The 16,842-nt window shown below is 61.9% G+C and carries 17 protein-coding genes and 1 pseudogene; 14 read left to right on the forward strand and 4 right to left on the reverse strand.

The window, feature by feature from the left end; genetic code table 11:
- Positions 1 to 150 precede the first annotated feature (150 nt).
- The 13 genes from ABFC66_RS14565 to ABFC66_RS14625 all read left to right on the forward strand — a co-directional run bounded on the left by ABFC66_RS14565 (position 151) and on the right by ABFC66_RS14625 (position 10,252).
- The gene (locus ABFC66_RS14565) at positions 151 to 351 is read left to right on the forward strand and encodes a DUF2892 domain-containing protein (protein ID WP_346741688.1); all 201 of its coding nucleotides are present in this window, start codon (positions 151 to 153) and stop codon (positions 349 to 351) included.
- Between the two features lie 43 nt (positions 352 to 394).
- Positions 395 to 1,687, forward strand: a complete 1,293-nt coding sequence (locus ABFC66_RS14570; RefSeq protein ID WP_346741689.1) for an FAD-dependent oxidoreductase — start codon at positions 395 to 397, stop codon at positions 1,685 to 1,687.
- Positions 1,688 to 1,739: 52 nt separating this feature from the next.
- Positions 1,740 to 2,159, forward strand: a complete 420-nt coding sequence (locus ABFC66_RS14575) for an OsmC family protein (RefSeq protein WP_346741690.1) — start codon at positions 1,740 to 1,742, stop codon at positions 2,157 to 2,159.
- Positions 2,160 to 2,345: 186 nt separating this feature from the next.
- The gene (locus tag ABFC66_RS14580) at positions 2,346 to 3,941 is read left to right on the forward strand and encodes a GspE/PulE family protein (RefSeq protein ID WP_346741691.1); all 1,596 of its coding nucleotides are present in this window, start codon (positions 2,346 to 2,348) and stop codon (positions 3,939 to 3,941) included.
- 14 nt (positions 3,942 to 3,955) lie between these two features.
- The gene (locus ABFC66_RS14585; protein WP_346741692.1) at positions 3,956 to 5,164 is read left to right on the forward strand and encodes a type II secretion system F family protein; all 1,209 of its coding nucleotides are present in this window, start codon (positions 3,956 to 3,958) and stop codon (positions 5,162 to 5,164) included.
- A gap of 1 nt (position 5,165) precedes the next feature.
- The gene (gspG, locus tag ABFC66_RS14590) at positions 5,166 to 5,630 is read left to right on the forward strand and encodes a type II secretion system major pseudopilin GspG (protein ID WP_346741693.1); all 465 of its coding nucleotides are present in this window, start codon (positions 5,166 to 5,168) and stop codon (positions 5,628 to 5,630) included.
- On the forward strand, positions 5,611 to 6,090 hold the full coding sequence (locus ABFC66_RS14595; protein WP_346741694.1) for a prepilin-type N-terminal cleavage/methylation domain-containing protein: 480 nt from the start codon (positions 5,611 to 5,613) through the stop codon (positions 6,088 to 6,090). The genes gspG and ABFC66_RS14595 overlap by 20 nt, the downstream gene beginning before the upstream one ends.
- Complete coding sequence (locus ABFC66_RS14600) at positions 6,077 to 6,469, forward strand: prepilin-type N-terminal cleavage/methylation domain-containing protein (protein WP_346741695.1); 393 nt, start codon at positions 6,077 to 6,079, stop codon at positions 6,467 to 6,469. Before ABFC66_RS14595 ends, ABFC66_RS14600 begins: the two co-directional genes overlap by 14 nt.
- The gene (locus ABFC66_RS14605) at positions 6,466 to 7,170 is read left to right on the forward strand and encodes a prepilin-type N-terminal cleavage/methylation domain-containing protein (RefSeq protein WP_346741696.1); all 705 of its coding nucleotides are present in this window, start codon (positions 6,466 to 6,468) and stop codon (positions 7,168 to 7,170) included. The genes ABFC66_RS14600 and ABFC66_RS14605 overlap by 4 nt, the downstream gene beginning before the upstream one ends.
- Complete coding sequence (locus ABFC66_RS14610; RefSeq protein WP_346741697.1) at positions 7,167 to 8,027, forward strand: hypothetical protein; 861 nt, start codon at positions 7,167 to 7,169, stop codon at positions 8,025 to 8,027. The genes ABFC66_RS14605 and ABFC66_RS14610 overlap by 4 nt, the downstream gene beginning before the upstream one ends.
- A 4-nt stretch (positions 8,028 to 8,031) precedes the next feature.
- Positions 8,032 to 9,099, forward strand: a complete 1,068-nt coding sequence (locus tag ABFC66_RS14615) for a PilN domain-containing protein (protein WP_346741698.1) — start codon at positions 8,032 to 8,034, stop codon at positions 9,097 to 9,099.
- Positions 9,099 to 9,632, forward strand: a complete 534-nt coding sequence (gspM, locus tag ABFC66_RS14620; RefSeq protein ID WP_346741699.1) for a type II secretion system protein GspM — start codon at positions 9,099 to 9,101, stop codon at positions 9,630 to 9,632. Before ABFC66_RS14615 ends, gspM begins: the two co-directional genes overlap by 1 nt.
- Positions 9,629 to 10,252 carry a hypothetical protein gene (locus ABFC66_RS14625; protein WP_346741700.1) on the forward strand — a complete coding sequence of 208 codons (624 nt, stop codon included), beginning with the start codon at positions 9,629 to 9,631 and terminating at the stop codon, positions 10,250 to 10,252. The genes gspM and ABFC66_RS14625 overlap by 4 nt, the downstream gene beginning before the upstream one ends.
- Before the next feature lie 14 nt (positions 10,253 to 10,266).
- Here the strand turns inward: ABFC66_RS14625 and gspD are convergent, their stop codons facing one another.
- On the reverse strand, positions 10,267 to 12,459 hold the full coding sequence (gene gspD / locus ABFC66_RS14630; protein ID WP_346741701.1) for a type II secretion system secretin GspD: 2,193 nt from the start codon (positions 12,457 to 12,459) through the stop codon (positions 10,267 to 10,269).
- A gap of 95 nt (positions 12,460 to 12,554) precedes the next feature.
- On the opposite strand from gspD, the gene ABFC66_RS14635 reads away from it, so the two are divergent.
- The gene (locus ABFC66_RS14635; protein ID WP_346741702.1) at positions 12,555 to 13,142 is read left to right on the forward strand and encodes an A24 family peptidase; all 588 of its coding nucleotides are present in this window, start codon (positions 12,555 to 12,557) and stop codon (positions 13,140 to 13,142) included.
- Between the two features lie 38 nt (positions 13,143 to 13,180).
- Here the strand turns inward: ABFC66_RS14635 and ABFC66_RS14640 are convergent, their stop codons facing one another.
- From ABFC66_RS14640 to ABFC66_RS14650, 3 genes and pseudogenes are all read right to left on the reverse strand, one after another.
- Positions 13,181 to 15,334: a molybdopterin cofactor-binding domain-containing protein gene (locus tag ABFC66_RS14640; protein WP_346741703.1), complete on the reverse strand. Its 2,154-nt coding sequence runs from the start codon at positions 15,332 to 15,334 to the stop codon at positions 13,181 to 13,183.
- Between the two features lie 111 nt (positions 15,335 to 15,445).
- Positions 15,446 to 15,889: pseudogene (locus ABFC66_RS14645) on the reverse strand ((2Fe-2S)-binding protein); the annotation flags it as partial.
- Positions 15,890 to 15,928: 39 nt separating this feature from the next.
- Positions 15,929 to 16,705 carry a hypothetical protein gene (locus ABFC66_RS14650; protein ID WP_346741704.1) on the reverse strand — a complete coding sequence of 259 codons (777 nt, stop codon included), beginning with the start codon at positions 16,703 to 16,705 and terminating at the stop codon, positions 15,929 to 15,931.
- Between the last annotated feature and the right edge of the window lie 137 nt (positions 16,706 to 16,842).

Consider the following 16,842-nt stretch of genomic DNA (forward strand, 5'->3'; position numbering starts at 1 on the left):
TATCAGACAATACTAAATTAACAATGACGAATATAAAAGCCTGCGGTTCATATGAGCACAGACAGGCCGCCGGAGGATTGAGCGAAATCATATCGGGCCGCCGCCCGTGGTGCTGAAGTGCCTCATGCCGCGGCTTTCAGGGAGACTGCCATGTCCATCGATCGTGCCGTAATGGCCTTTGCCGGCTTCATGATTCTGGCAAGCCTCGTGTTGAGCCAGGTTCACAGTCCCTATTGGCTCTGGTTCACCGCATTCGTCGGGGCGAACCTTTTGCAGTCTTCGTTCACTGGCTTTTGTCCGGCGGCGATGATCTTCCGCAAGCTTGGCCTGAAGTCCGGAAACGCATTCTGACGCCGACCGGCTATGGCGGCTCTGCTTTGGGAGGAGGAGGCCTATGGGCAAGAAAGTTGTCGTTCTGGGAGCAGGCTTGGGCGGCACTACGGTGGCTTACGAATTGAAAGCCGCGCTTGGCGCCGATGCCGAGATCACCGTGGTGTCCGACACGGAGTGGTTCCACTTCGTACCCTCCAATCCGTGGGTCGCGATCAAGTGGCGTGAGCCTAAGGATATCAAGATACATCTCCCCGAGGTCTTCTCGCGTCTGGGCTTCGGCTTCTCGGCCGCGGGCGCGCAACGCGTGCTGCCGGCGGAAAATGCGGTCCTGCTGCGCGACGGGACAAGGATCGCATACGACTATCTCGTCGTGGCAACGGGACCCTCGCTCGCCTTTGACGAAATTGAAGGCTTCGGTCCGGCGCACAACAGCAACTCGATCTGCCATGTCGATCACGCAACGGTCCTCGCGGAGAGGTGGGAACGCTTCTGTGCCGATCCGGGCCCGATGGTGGTGGGCGCGGTGCAGGGAGCTTCGTGTTTCGGCCCTGCCTATGAATTCGCGTTCCTGGCCAATGCCGATCTCCGTAAGCGGAAGGTCAGGGACCGCGTGCCGATCACCTTCGTCACTTCCGAGCCATATATCGGCCATCTCGGTCTTGGCGGCGTTGGCGACACAAAGAGCCTGATGGAGTCGGCGCTGCGTGACCGCGATATCAAATGGATCACCAATGCGAAGGTCGATCGCGTCGGGCCCGACAAGGTCTATATCAGCGAGATGACGGAGGAGGGGGCCGTCAAGAAGGTCCACGAGATTCCCTCACGCCTCAACATGATGCTTCCGGCATTCAAGGGCGTGTCTTGCTTCTTTGGCGAGGACGGAAAGCCGATTGAGGGGCTCGCCAATCCGCGCGGCTTCATCCTGATCGACAAGCAGCAGCGCAATCCGAAATACCAGAATGTCTATGCGGTTGGCGTCTGCGTGGCGATCCCTCCGGTGGAGCAGACGCCTGTGCCGGTCGGCGTTCCCAAGACCGGCTACATGATCGAATCCATGGCCGCCGCCGTGGCGCACAATATCCGCGACGCGATCGCCGGAAAGGAGCCGACCGAGGAGGCGACCTGGAATGCCGTCTGCCTCGCAGACTTCGGCGACGACGGCGTCGCCTTCGTCGCTCTTCCGCAGATCCCGCCCCGCAACGTGAACTGGTCGGGGCAGGGCTACTGGGTTCATCTCGCCAAGGTGGCGTTCGAGAAATATTTCATGCACAAGGTTCGCAACGGGGCGAGCGAGCCCGCCTATGAGCGCATTGTCATGAGCCTTCTCGGAATCAACAAATTGCGCTCAAAATGAGCTGGACCCGGCTTGGGGCGGCGCGTGTGAAACGCATGTGGCGAAGGTGGCGATGAAAGAGCGTGTTGTAACGGTTTCCGAGAGCGGCAATGGCCCTTATGGGGAGTTCATCACGGCCGGTCATCATGTCGTTGGCGCCGACGAGGCTGAATCGGTCGGCGGCCACGACACCGGCCCGGACCCTTATGAGCTTCTCCTGTCGGCGCTCGGCGCCTGCACGGCGATGACCTTGCGTATGTATGCAACCCGGCACCAATGGCCGCTTGAGCATGTCGATGTCCGCTTGCGCCACATCCAGCGGGTCGGCAGCGGCTCGGAAGCGCCCCATGACCGGTTCGAGCGCGTCATCGAGGTCAAGGGCGGCCTCAGCGACGAGCAGCGTGCGCGCCTGCTGGAAATCGCCGACCGATGCCCGGTCAGCCAGACGCTCAAGCGCGGTTCCGAGATCGACACCTCGCTCGCGGTGCAGTAGCGCCCTGAGGCGCCTTTTTAGGCGGATCCCCGCTTTAAAGCTTGCAGGTGGGAGTTTTTCCCACCACTATTTCCGGTGGTTGACCAAGTCATTTCCGGGGGAGGGGCATCGTATTCGCGTCATCCGCTCCCACGGGAACGATCGGCAAGCAGTATCGTGACATCCGAGCGGTTCGAAAATAGGCCGATGCCCATTGAACTCCATAAGAAGCGGACCGGTGTGGCGCCGAGCGAGGCCGATTCAGATGCGCTCGCGCCGGAGCCCGCCGAGCATTATGGAATACCGCAGATAGAGCCGTCGGAGTGGCCGGAGAGCCCGGTGCTTTCCGACCGCCTCTCCCCCGCCTTTCTCGCCGAGAACTCGATTCTGCCGCTGCGGATCGATGAGCGCGGACATCTGATTGTGGCTGTCGCGGACCCCGGCGATGAACGGGCGCTTTCCTCTCTCAGACTCGCGGTCGGGCGACCGCTCGAACTCAGGCTCGCCTCGCGATCCGACATTTCCATCGCGCTCAATCGCCTCGGTCGGGAGCACTCTGCGCTTATCGAGACGGAAGCGCGGAGCAGCGCGGCGACCAGCGAGGATATCGAGCAGCTCAACGATCTGGCGCTGGAGGCGCCGATCATCGAGCTGGTGAACAGCCTCCTTCAGGATGCCGTGGCTCGGCGGGCCACAGACCTTCATATCGAACCGGGTCGAAATCGCGTGATCCTTCGTCAGCGCATCGACGGCCTTTTGCGCGAAGCAGGCGCGCTCGAGCCAAATGTCGGGCGCGCGGCGATTTCGCGTCTCAAGATTCTTTCGCGGCTCAACATTGCGGAGCGTCGTCTTCCGCAAGACGGGCAAGCGCGTTTGCGCATCAACGATTGTGATTACGATCTGCGCATCGTCACCATCCCGACGATCCATGGCGAGAGCGCCGCGATCCGTATTCTGGCCGCTGCGACGCAGGTGCCCGCTCTTGAAAGGCTCGGTCTTTCGGCCCGCGACGAAGGGGCATTTCGATCCGCCCTCGCTGCTGCAAACGGGCTCGTGATCGTGACCGGGCCGACCGGCAGCGGCAAGACGACCACGCTCGCGGCGGGTCTCGGATTTCTCAACGAACCGCATCGCAAGATCGTCACCATCGAGGATCCCGTCGAATATCAGATCGATGGCATCAACCAGGTGCAGGTGCGATCCGAGATCGGCATCACCTTCAGCCATGCGCTCCGATCGATTCTGAGATACGACCCGGACGTGCTGATGGTCGGCGAAGTGCGCGACAGCGAGACTGCGCAGATCGCCGTGCAGGCCTCGCTGACAGGGCATCTCGTGCTTACGACCTTGCATACCAATTCCGCAGCAGGCGCCGTCACCAGACTGCTCGACATGGGCGTGCCGGGATATCTTCTGGCGTCGTCACTGCGCTGCGTCGTGGGGCAGCGTCTCGTGCGCGCTCTCTGCCCGCATTGCAAGGAGCCGGCGAGGGTCATTCCCGCGTTTTCACCGGAGGCACTGGTCGATACCGGCCTTGCGCCCGGCGAGGCCATTGATGGCTGGACGGCAAGGGGTTGCGAGCGATGCAACGGTACCGGTTACGCCGGGCGGCTTGCTATCTTCGAGGTGCTGGCGGTCGACGACCGGTTACGTCGCCTGATCGGCGGCAGCGTCGATACCGAGGCGGTTGCTGTGGCGGCGCGCCAATCGGGCATGACGACGATGATCGTCGATGGACTGGAGAAGTGCCGAAGAGGTCTGACCACCGCCGATGAAGTGGCGCGTGTGGTCATGACCGGTTGAGGGGCGAGGTCGCGTTGCCGAGATATCAGTACAAGGCGCTGCTTGAAACGGGGGAAGCTGTTTCGGGAGAGATCGAAGCGGCGAACGAGCGTTCTGTCATAGACAGGCTTGAGGCGGTCCGTCAGCACGCACTTGAGATCAGGCCGGCGTCAGACGACCTCCGTCTCGGCGGTATAGGCTGGCGGCGTCGCCCATCTGCGGCCGACATTACGCTTTTCACGCGCGAGCTGGCCTGGCTTCTCCGCGCGGGGCTCAATCTCAGCCGCGCGCTTGAAATGCTGGCGGGAGAATTCGCCGCGTCGAGACTGGGACCGATCCTTTCGGATGTGCATGTCCGGATAAGGGCGGGCGAGACGCTGCACGACGCATTGGCGACGCATCGGGAGATATTCTCCGATTACTTCATCGCCATGATCGGGGTAGCGGAGTCGAGCGGCACATTGCCGGTGATGATGGAGCGAATGGCTGATGTCCGCGAACGTGAAGCGTCCGGCAGGCAGAAGATCGTTTCGTCCCTGCTCTATCCGGGTACGATTTTGTTCGTCGCGGCGGGCGCCATACTGTTCATCCTTACGGGCGTGGTGCCCAAGCTCAAGGACATGTTCGACGACCCCTCCGCTCATGTGCCCGGTCCTGCGCGCAGGCTCATCGCCGTGTCGGATTGGCTGATCGGAAACGGCTGGCTACTCACCGTCACACTTGTCCTGGCTTCCATTGCGATTGCCGCCCTCGTTCGCAACCGAAAGACCAGACGCATCGTCCATGAAACGGCGCTGCGTATACCGTTTGTGGGAAGCGTGCTCGCGCTTTCCCTCGTGGCGCAGTTCTGCCGGACGCTCGGCCTGCTTCTCGGTGCCGGCATCGAATTGTCCTCGGCGCTCGATCTCGTTCGTCAGGCCTTTCCGGCGCGTGAATTGGACAGGGTCGTGAACGAAATGACGATCGCCTTGCGGAAGGGCGAAGATTTTCTGAAGCCCATTGAGGCAAGCCATCTCTTTCCGGCGCTCGTGCCCCGTCTGCTGCGCGTCGGTACGGAGACGGGAAATCTGGTACCGGCCCTCGACCAGCTGTCGCTCATGTTCGAGGACAAGGTCGACGTCAACATACAGCGCCTGACCACGCTCATGGAGCCAGCCATCATTCTGGTGCTGAGCGGAGTGGTCGGCACGATCATCGCAATCGTCATGCAGGCGATTATCAGCGTCAACGATCTGGCAATGTGAAATGACCGAAAACGACAAGTATCGTCCGAACCTGGCCGACGAAGCAGCGCCCCCTATGCCCGGAAACGAAGCGGGCTTCACATTGCTTGAGCTTCTCGTCGTTCTTGTAATTCTGGTTCTGCTGGCCACGCTGATCACGCCGCGGATCATCGGTTACATAGGCGACTCGCGCTCGAAGGCCGCGAAGGTGCAGATTGAATCTCTCAGCACCTCTCTCGACCTTTATGCCGTCGATACCGGCGTCTATCCCACGACCGCGCAGGGGCTTGCCGCGATCGTGAAGAAGCCATCCGGCGTGGCCAACTGGCGTGGGCCCTACATCAACAAGGCGGACATTCCGCTCGACCCATGGGGCCATGCCTATCGCTATCGCGCGCCGGGCCGCAAGGGAGCCTTCGATATCTTTTCCTATGGACGCGACGACAAGCCGGGTGGTCAGGGTGAGGATGCGGACGTCACCAACTGACCATGTGCATACGGACGAATGGGAGGGTGGCTTCACGCTTCTGGAGCTGCTCGTCGTTCTGTCCATTCTCGTTCTCATCGCGTCGATCACGGTTCTGAAGTTCCAACCTCGCAGCGAAGACGAGATTGCGGCGTCGGCGCTGCAGGAAAGCGTCAACATTCTGCGCGAGACACGGGCGAAGGCACTGGCTGCACGGACCGATCAAGCGGTTTATGTCGATCTGCAGAAGCGGAAGCTGAGCAGCACAGCAACGCGCCAATCGGTGACGTTTCCTACCGGCGACACATTCGTCCTCGGTGTCGCCGACGCGGCAAGCTACCGACGTGGCATATCCATGGTCCGCTTCTTTCCGAACGGCGGCTCAAGCGGGGGCGCGATTTATCTGAGATATGGCGATCACGAGAGACGGCTGCGCGTGGCCTGGCTGACGGGAAGGGTAACGCTCGATGCCGTTAGATGAGGAGGCGCTTTCGTCGTCCGGATTCACGCTGGTCGAGGCGCTGTGCGCGCTCGCGGTGCTCGCCCTCGGCATGGTGTCGTTGCTGCAGGCGGTCGGAAATGCCGAACGCGGCAGCGCCAGGCTTACGAATGATTTCCAGCAGCGCATCATCGCGCGCTCGCTTCTTGCAGACGAGAGGTACGTGACACGGCCTTTGCCCGGAGTGACGAGCGGGCGCCTCGGCGCCTATCGGTGGCGCATCACGACGACGCTGGCAAGCGAGGCCTGGGCCAAGGGTGCGCCGCGCGATCCCTGGCGGCTTTACGAGATTCAATACGTCATTGAGGGACCGCGCGGCGCGATGACCTTTCGTTCATTGAAATTGGGATCCGCGCAATGACGGCGAAGGAACGCAACGGGGCGTTCGGAGGCGGTTCGGCCGGCTTTACGCTTGTCGAGTTGATGGTCTATCTCGCCGTCTCGGCCGTGGTGGTGACCGGACTCGCGGTGAGCGCACGCGTGGTCAGAGCCGGGGCGCGTAGTTCGGCGTCGGCGCTCGATCGATTGGAGATGCTCGACCTCGGATTTCAGGCGGCGGCCGACGATCTGGCACGCATCGAGCGAGTAACCGTGGGGCGGAGCGTTGCACCAGCCTACCTCTTCGCTGGTGGTCCCAGATCGCTTGCCTATGTCATCGTCCAGCGTCCTTACCCCGTTTCGTCCGATATGGAGTTCGTCCGTCTGTCCGTCGTCGCGACGGCGGCGGGGCAGGCTCTGGTGAGGGATCGTGCACCGTTTCAGGAGGGGCGAGGGGATTTTGTCAACGCTGCGTGGGGCGGCAGAACCACGCTCATCGAGGGTTCTTTTGCCATCGCATTTTCCTATCGCGATGCTGCCCAGGCGAACTGGACCGACGCATGGGATTATCGGGACCGCCTTCCCGGTCAGATCCGTATCTCACTCACGGAACCGAAGACCGGAAAGGCTCTCGTCGCTCCGTTGACGGCCAGCTTGATGATCGATGCGGAGCCGGCCTGCGTCGATCTCTCGGATGCCTATTGCTCATTGCGCGGCCGGGGTCGTCTTGGAGCGTCCCCATGACCCGGCAAGATGGCGTCATCCTGATTGTCGTTCTGCTCGCGGTCGCGGCACTGTCGGTGGTCGTCGTCCTTGCGATGTCGAGCGTGCATCAGGGAGCATTATTGTCCCGATCCTCCAGATCGGAGTTTCTGACCGGGCGCATGGCCCGGAGCGCCGTCGAGATTACTGCGGCTAGATTGCTGACGACCGCCCCCGCCGCACGCTGGCGCGCGGATGGCAGCATAAGGCGTATCGATTTTGACGGAGAGGCGGTTTCCATCCGCGTCACCGATGCGACGGCACTTCTCGATGTAAATCGCGCCGATATCGAGATAATCCGCAGGGTTCTGCTGAGCCTGACAGACGACCGCGCGGAAGCAGACGCGATCGCGCGACGCATTGACGAATGGCGCGGCATGCTTGTGCCCACGAAGGAGTCGAACAGCGCCGCTGTCGGCTTCAACAACACCGGCACGAAGAACCTCAACCCGGAGCATCCGTTCCGCACCGTCAATCAGCTCGCGGGTCTTTTTGCCGATGATATGCCGCTCTTCGAACGCGCGCTGCCCTTGTTGACCATATATGGGGGCGGTGACGGGCGTCTGAACCCGTGGATATCGCCACCTGCGCTTCTCGGCGCGATACCCGATATTTCACCGCTCGAGGTCGATGTGCTTTTGAAGGCGCGAAATAGGGACGGCTGGAACGATGCCGACGCGGCCGCGATATTGAAAAAATATGCGCGCTGGATGTCAGCGTCGATGAGTGGAATTTATGTCGTCGACATGGCCGACAGAACGCCCATGCGCCGCGTCGCCACGATCATCCTGCAGGACGATATGCAGAAGCCATTCAACATTCTCTCCTGGAGCTGGTGAGCACATGGATATGAGTCCCATGTCGGACATTCGCGACAAGCTAAGGCAACGAGCCGCCGATGTCTCTGCGCGTGCTCGGGAATATTATTTTCAATCTCTGGTGCCGGAGTTGATGCGGTTGCGGGGCGATACCGCGCAGTGGCATCTGATGGTGATGGTGGGTGCGACTGCTACGGAGGTCTTCTCTATCGAAGGTCAAAGACGGCGAAAATTGTTGTCGGTGCCGGGCGCGCTCGAGTTCGCCGCATTCGACGCGCTCAGCGAAGCCATCGCGCGGGAGGTGTCGCCGCCCGCTTCGACTACGCTTCGCTTCCGGTCGGAATGCGCGGTCGTCGCCGAGCTGACCCTGCCGACCGACAATCGGGATTACATCGCGGCGATCATTCGCAACAAGATTGATCGGCTGGGGCCGTGGCCCGCTTCGCAGGCTCTGTTCGGATATTCGGCCTTGCCGCGCGAAGGCGGCCAGGCGGTCGTTCGGGTCGCTATCCTCGGGCGGGAGGCGGTTGAAGCCATGACCGCCCGCCTCGGCGCGGCCGGAATCGTTCCCGACCGGATCGATGTCGACGACGGCGAAGAACAGATCGTGTTGAGCGAAACCCTACCGGCGCGTGCGCGGGCCATCGGCCGGAAGCTCTTCGTCGCTTATGCGGCGACGGTGGGTGCGCTTTCAACTGCCGCGCTCGTCCTTTTCGGCGTCAGCCTCGCGATGTCGGCGAAGGTGGAGGATGGCCGTCATCGACTTGGATTGGACGGCAGTGCTTCCATTGCGGACGGAAGTGGAGAAGGCCTGCGTGCCCGCAAGGAGAGCGAGCCGCCGGTCATTGCCGTCCTGAATGAAGTCAGTCGTCTCCTGCCTGCCGATTCATGGGCGAGCGAATTGCGGATCGAAAGAAGCGGCATCACGCTGACCGGCAAGACCAGGAATGGGCCCGGTGTCGTGATGGCGCTACAGACCTCGAAACTGCTCGACAATGTGCGGTTTGCCGCGCCGACGGTTCACGCTCAGGATGAGCAGGTCGCGGAATTTTCGGTGACTGCGTCAATACGCGGCGTTGAGGGGCGGCCATGATGCGGAAGCAATTGGACATCTCCGTTCCGTCACTGGCGACGCTGCTTTTCGCGGGAGCGCTCGTTGTCGGGCTGGTTGCTGCCGTAACCGTCCTGACAGCGCGCGTCGTGTCGCTTGGGGCGGAAGTGCATCAGCAGTCGACGCTGTTGGCGGCGGCGGGCGGCAGGGGCGATGCCGCGCAAGCGCGTGCCTCCGCGCAGGACGCCGCAATGCGTATCGACGCGCCAAATGAAGGGCTTGCGGCGGCCCAGTTCGAAACGCGTCTTTCCGACATTCTGACGCGGGGCGGCCTCAATCTGAAAAGTATCGAGGTTCTGAGCGAAGGCGGGGAGGCGGCGCCGGACTCTCTGTCTGTCAAGGTCGAGGCGTCAGGCAGCCTGCTCGGGGTTCGCGAGGCGCTTCTGGCCATTGAAGGTGGAACGCCCTATTTCTTCGTCACTGAAGCAGATTTTGCGCCCGAGAGTGAAAGCGGCGACAAGGTGACGCTGCATCTCGTCGTGGAAGCGTTTATGACCGGGAGGTCCGAGCCATGAAGTTCGACAGACCGACCGTTCTTGTGCTGGTTGCGACGCTTCTCACTGGCCTGGTGGTGGTGGACCGGCTCTACACGTCAGATGACGCTCCCCTTCGTCCTGAACGGCAGGCAAAGAGTCCGGCCCAGAATGTTCCTGCCGTGCAGGAGACAGACAGGGTTGAGGCGCGTTCGGCTATTCTGCCGCCAAGAAAGGCCGACGACTTCCCCGATATTGTAGCCCGGCCCCTGTTCAGCCCGGATCGGCGTCCGGCGGCTGTAACAAACGATGTGACTGAGGCGACGACGCTTGGCACCTCCGCGTCGATGGACGGCTTCGATCTCGTCGGGCTTGCGACTGCGCCGAACGGTGCGAGATATGCGATGCTTCGGCGCAAGAATCCCGACGAAGTAATCTCGGTCAGTCAGGGCAAGGCGATCGACGGATGGACGTTGCGCGACGTCAGCGCGCGCGGCGCGGTGTTCGAGAAGGGTGGTGTGGTCACGACGTTGAACATGGCGCGGGCAGGCGACGTCACAGGCGCGGCTACGCCGCCCGGAGCCGAGCCGAAGGACATGCCGCTACGGGCCATCATCCCGACCGACAGCATGCTGGGAGTCGGGAACAGACTGCAGAAATGAGGCTCGCGGCCGGCTCAGTTCAGGAGCTTGAGCCTGCTGCGTACCTCTTCGGAGGCGCGGCTGGCCTCGACCGCATCGCGCATGACACGCGGCGTAATGAAGACGACGAGCTCTCTGCGCATTCCATTTATCTCAGTGTTACCGAAAAGATCGCCGATCAACGGTATCCTGTTGACGATCGGAATGGAGTTCTTGTCGTTCGACTGGGATGACGAAATGAGGCCGCCAAGAATAACGGTCTGCTTGCTGTAGACCGCAATGGTGCTGTTGATGCTGCGGCTCGAAATGGTCGGCGTGAGCGTAGTCTGCGTCGAATCCGCGGACGGCAATACCGACGATAGTTCCTGCGCGACGTCCATTGTCACGAGGTCGGTCTCGCTCACGCGCGGGTTCACGCGCAGAATGACGCCGGCATCGCGGTATTCGATGGAATTGACGATGGGAGCGCCTGCGGTCTGTGTGCTGATGGCCTGCTGCGTCGTTACGGGCACCTGATCGGCGACCTTGATCGTCGCGGGCTGATTGTCGAGCGTCACAACCGAGGGAGACGAGACGACCTTGACGTTGGTGACGGCGGAAAGCGCGTCGAGCACCATCTTGGGATTGTCGGTGCCGCCGAGGATGATATTGAGTCCTGGAAGAACGGTCTTCAGCGGCACATGCGTGGCGTTGATGGCGGCGAACTTTCCATGCTCCAGATAGGCCTCGACTCCGTAGCGCAGGTCGTCGTTCAGCGTTACCTCGGCGATGATCACGTTGATGAGCACCTGCACCGACGGCTTGTCGATCTGTTGCAGCAGGCTGAAAATCTGCTTGTAGGTCCGCGACGGCGCGCGGATCAGCAGGCTGTTCGTGTTGGTGTTGGCAGTGATGCGCACATCTTCCCCGAGCGAAACGCTCTCGGAAGTCGCGGCGCTTTCATTCGCCTGCGTGGCTGGGGGCGTCTGCCCCTCGGCCATCGGCGATGTCTGCTCGCTCCCGTCGGCTGCGGGCAGAGGTTCGCCCTGAACGGGGGCGGGCGCTGGTGCGGCATTTGCCGTCGGCGCGCCCGTTGATCCGCTCTGTCCGAAGACCTCGTTCAGAGTTTTTGCGAGCGCGCTCGCCTTGGTGTTTTGCGCGCGATAGACGTAAAACCCGGTTCCTTCCTCGGTCTCCTGATCGAGGCGGTCGATCCATGTGAGCGCCTCGCGCACTTGCGTCTTGTCCGGCGCAAGGACGAGGACGGCATTCATGCGCTCCAGAGGTTCGAAGCGCGCGGCGCTTTCGAAGTCCCCATCGACCTGCATGACACGTTTCAGCTTTGAGATCATTTCAGCGGGGGAACTGTTCTGAAGCGTTGCGATGGCGGCGGATTGGTTCCGCATCGTGTCGACGTCGAAAGATTCTGCAATTCCGATAAGCGCTTGCCGCTCCTGCGCGGTTCCTCTGAGGAGCAGAAGATTTCCCTGGCTGGACGCGCGGACGAGGCCGCTTCGCGCGATGAAGCCATCGAGCAGCTCCATCATCTTGGCGGCCTTCACATGGCGGAGGGGAAGCACGGTGACGCCATAGCCGGGCGGCACGTCGGTTCCGGCCTGAGCAAAGTCGACATTGCCGCTTGCGCCGCCTTCCGCCGCGACAGAGCGGGGAACAACCTTGTACTGCTTGCCATCGAAAAGGAGCGATGCATCGTTCATCTGCAACGCCGCTTCGAGAACCTTGAGCAGCTCCTGCTTCGTCACAGGTTGGCTGGTCGAGAGCGTGATCGTTCCCTGCACCTTCGGATCGATGACGTAGGAGACTTTCAGAACATCTCCGAGGATCATCCGGACCGCACCCGGCAGGCTCGCATTGTCGAGATTGACGTTGAAGCCCTCGCCGGCAGGAGAAATACCATCCGGCGATGATCCCGCGGACTGATCCTGCTCGGCCTGCTGCGTCGGCTGCGCCGGTAGACCCGGGGTGCCGCCGGCGGACGAGGTGCTGAAGAACTGACGTGATGCGCCACGCGTCTGTGGCGTCTTCACGTCGGTCGGGGTGGGCTCGCGCGGGCTGAGATCGAGCGCGCGTAGGTCGGGCCCGGCGCCCGCAGTCGGCGGCGTACATCCCGATAATGGGGCTGCCAGAAGCGCGACGGCGAGGATGCCTTGCAGCGCTGTGAATACGGGGCGATTTGCAATCCGCGACATCTTGGGGCCGTCGTCCTCGATATTAAGCAGGTTCAGCACTGAAACTTCATTCTCGTATAACATGAGCCGCAGTTGCGCTTCGACAGCATAAGACGCCGTCGGCTCGTACAGGTGGAGCGAGGGGACAACGGGCCATGTTCAATATCAAAGACGGCGTTCTGGCTTCCGTGGCTGCGATTGCCGCAGGGTTCGCAGCAATTGCCGGCGGTCTGCCGCCCCTCGTCGTGATGAGTGCCGTCTATCTTGCGGCGACCATGACGCTCATCACGCTGGTCGATCTGCGAAGGCTTCTCATTCCCGATATTGCGTCGCTGCCGGCGATACCGCTCGGCCTCATTGCGGCGTCGCTGGCGCAGGGCGTGGATACCTTCTCCGTTCCGACGGAAAACTGGCTCGGTGCCGTCGCCGGTCCGGCATTTCTCTATGCGGTCAATTTCTTCTACCGGAAGGTGCGCCGACGCGATGGCCTCGGCATGGGCGACGTGAAGCTGATCGCCGCGACGGGTGCATGGGCCGGCGCAAGCCTGCTGCCATATGTATTGCTGCTGGCATGCTTCGCCGCGCTGATTGCCGTCGCACTTCTCTATTGGAGGAAAAGGGGCACGCAGGCCATTGGCCTGACGACCCCCATTCCGTTCGGCGCCTTTCTGGCTCCAGCGACGTTCGTTGTCTGGATGGCCGCGCAGTGGAGCATTGCAGAAGGCTGGAATCCTTCCTTCTGAATGCCCCACATGCACGGAGGTGCCGTTAGCAGATATCATCAGTCGCTCATGGTGGAGGCCGCCGGGAACATCGGCAGCGTCCGAATGCGCGTCTTGGTGAGGCGCGCATAGGCATTGGCGATCGCCGGAGCGATGGGAGGCACGCCGGGTTCGCCGACGCCGCCAACGGGACCATCGGACTTGACCAGCGTCACGTCGATCTGCGGCATCTCAAGCATGCGCAGAACGCGATACTTGTTGAAGTTGGTGACGCCCGAGACACCCTTGGTGAACTTGATCTGTCCCCAGAGCGCTGCCGACAGTCCGTGTACGATGCTTCCCTCCATCTGAGCGATCACCGAGTCCGGGTTGACGACCGGGCCACAGTCGATGGCGCAGGCCACCCGGTGAACCTTGATCGAACCGGCGACGGGCTGCGAAATTTCAGCCATCTGCGCGACGATGCTTCCGAAGCCGACGGAGTAGGCGATGCCGCGCGCGCGGCCGGCCGGAAGCGTGCTGGACCAGCCGCCGAGTTGAGCGGCGGCGTTGAGCACCGCAAGGCCGCGTGGCGAGTTGGCCAGAAGACGCTGACGGAAGACGAGCGGATCGATATTCCCAAGCAGGGCCAGTTCGTCGATGGCGCTTTCAACGGAGAAGGCGTTGAGTGAATGGCCAACCGACCGCCAGAAGCCGACCGGATTTGGCGCTGTGTGGCGCACAAATTCGACAAGCCTCGACTTGAAGTTGTAGTCGAGTCCGACCGCACCATCGACCGCCTGGCTGTCAACACCGTTGACGAGCGAAGCGGGGTTGCGTTGGTAGAGGATGGACGGCGAGACAATTCTGTTCGCCCAGCCCACGATATTGCCCGATGAATCGAGGCCCGCGTTAATCCGGATCAGCGCCATCGGCCGATATTGGTCATGCCCGAAATCTTCTTCGCGCGACCAGGTCAGTTTCACCGGACGCAGCAGGGCCTTGGAGACACGGATTGCCTGGCTGATGTAGTCCGTCTCGAACTTCCGGCCGAGGCCGCCGCCCATGAAGGTTGTGTGGACGGTGATCTTGTCCATGGAGAAGCCGGTGATCGCCGCCGCGGTCGCGGCGACGAATGCTGGGGCTTGTGTCGGCGCCCAGATCTCGCAGGTCGTCGCGGTGACGCTCGCCGTGCAATTCAGCGGCTCCATGCAGGCATGGGCGAGATAGGGAAGGGTGTAGGTTACCGAGAGCTTCTTTGCGGCTCCGGTGATGGCGCTGTTCGCAGAGCCGACCGACTCGGCGATGGCGGGCGACGTGCTGGACATCAGCTTCGTCGCCGCGGTTGCGATGGCGGCGCTGTCCATGGACGCCGCCGTCGACGGCAACGTCCAGCTGACCGAGAGCTGCTTCGCCAGACGCAGGGCAGTCCACGTCGTGTTGGCGACGACCGCCACCGCATTGCCGAGCGGGACGACAGCGATGGCTCCGGTGGGGACTGCCGGCTTGTAGGTCGCGGGCAACGTACCGCCGATCGTCGGACACTGCTTGATGGCGGCGTAGACCATGTTCGGTACGCGAACATCAATGCCGAAGATCGCGCTGCCGTCGAGTTTTGAAGGAATGTCGAGGCGCGGCACCGACGTGCCGAGGATCGGGTTCGTGCCGAGGATCGGAGGCGACGCAGGCGGCGTCAGCAGAGCGGCGGCGGGCGCGAGCTGGCCGTAGGTCATGCTATTGGCACCTGAGGTCACGACACCGTTGTCGGCGGTGCACGATGAGACCGGAACGCCCCACGCGTTTGCCGCAGCCTGCTTCAGCATCTCGCGCACCGTGGCGCCCGCGACGCGCATGGGCTGGAAGAAGCCCCGCATGCTTGTGCTGCCGCCGGTCATTTGAGCCATGAAAAGTGGGTTGGCGTAGATCGGGTTGGCCGGGGCAATCTGCGCCTGAACTTTCGTCCAGTCGACCATGAGTTCGGACGCGGCGACCTGAGCCAGTCCGGACATGATGCCCTGACCCATTTCCTGTGCGCCGATCTGGATGGTCACGCTTTCGTCCGTGCCGATTGCGATCCAGGCGGATATTTTCGTGATCGTCCCGGCCGCCATGGCCGCGTTCGGCGTCAGCGGCAACGAAAAGCCGAAGACAAGTCCTGCGCTCGCGGCACCGATACCGGCGACAACTTCACGCCGGCTGACACCAAGGTTTACGGCCTCGTTCTGCTTTGACATGGTTCAATCATCCTCGCCCGAGTTGTTGGTCGTCGTGCCGCCGCTCGTACCGCCGGTCGTGCCGCCGGTCGTGCCTCCGGTCGTGCCTCCGGTGGTCGTTGTGCCGCCGCCCGCCGCCGCTGCCGCATGAATGGCGGCGCGAACCCGCTGATATGTGCCGCAGACACAAATGTTCTTGATCGCGCCGTCGATATCGGCGTCGGTCGGATTGGGCTTTTTCTGGAGGAGCCCCGCGACAGCCATCATCATTCCCGACTGACAATAGCCGCACTGAGGCACCTGCTTGGCAAGCCAGGCCTGCTGAATGGGATGTGAAAGCCCGGTGGACAGGCCTTCGATGGTCGTGATCTTTTTTCCGACCGCCTCGCTCACGCTTTCGTCGCATGAGCGTTCCGGTTCGCCGTCGATCAGGACGGTGCAGGCGCCGCATATTTCAACACCGCAGCCATATTTGGTGCCCGTAAGGCCAATGATGTCTCGCAGCACCCAGAGCAAGGGTGTATCCGGAGTTGCATCGACCGTGTAGTTCTGGCCGTTGACATTGAGTGTGAGCATTTTCCGAGATTCCCGATAGTTGATGCCGTATCGTTTGCCCTAGAAACGAATGCTTGCCGCAAAGCCAACGCCGAAATCCGCGCTGCCCGTGCTCAAGCCCTTGTCGCCATAGAGTTGAAGATCGACGTCCTGCACGCCGGTATAGTCCCAGGCGACGATCGCATCGGATGTCGATGCGAAGCCGCGCTGGAGCGACTGATGGCCGGAATACATGGCTGTCAGAAAGTGGTGCGGCGCAACGGCCGCCGTGACGCCGCCTTCATAGGTGGCGACGTTGCGCAGGTTCAATTCGGACCGCTTCCCGACGATGCGATATCCGCCTTTCAGGAAGGGATAGAAGGTCGTGCCGGCTTTCCACTGAAGGGCGCTGCCGACTTCGTAATCCGTCTTGCCGGTGCCGAGCCCTTTGGAATGCGACGCCGTCGGAACTTTTATCTTTGCGTAGGGCTGAATGTCCGGCACGAGGCCGTCGCCGGTCTTGAACTTGTATTGCCCCTCCAGCCAGATATCGCCGAGGCCGTTGCGTGTGCCGCTCGCCGACGATTTGCCGACGACAGCGCCGCCTGAAACCAGAACGTCGCCGCTGCTGACGAAGATGTAGGGGATCGTTGCCTTGAACGTCGCATTGCCCAGCCGGTACTTCAGAAAGACGGGCACATAGACCATCTTCACCGTGTTCGACGTGCCGTAATCGCCCTGGAAATAGGAGGGCTGGATGCCGAGCGTGAGCGCGGTTGTCTCGGCTGCCATCGACGTGTTTGAAACAGAAATGCTCGCGGCGACTGTGACGGCGAGCTGCATCAGGACTTTTGACAAGATTCCCCCGGATACTTGGTTAACGCTGACATTCTTCCTGCCCGAAGATGCGGCGTTGGTCGAATAGTGCAGATAGTGGGCTTTTCTACCGCGCGGAAAACGACTATTTTTTTAATTGAATCCCTCCGATCCATGTT

It is taken from the genome of Parvibaculum sp. (assembly GCF_039680535.1).
Classification (GTDB): domain Bacteria; phylum Pseudomonadota; class Alphaproteobacteria; order Parvibaculales; family Parvibaculaceae; genus Parvibaculum.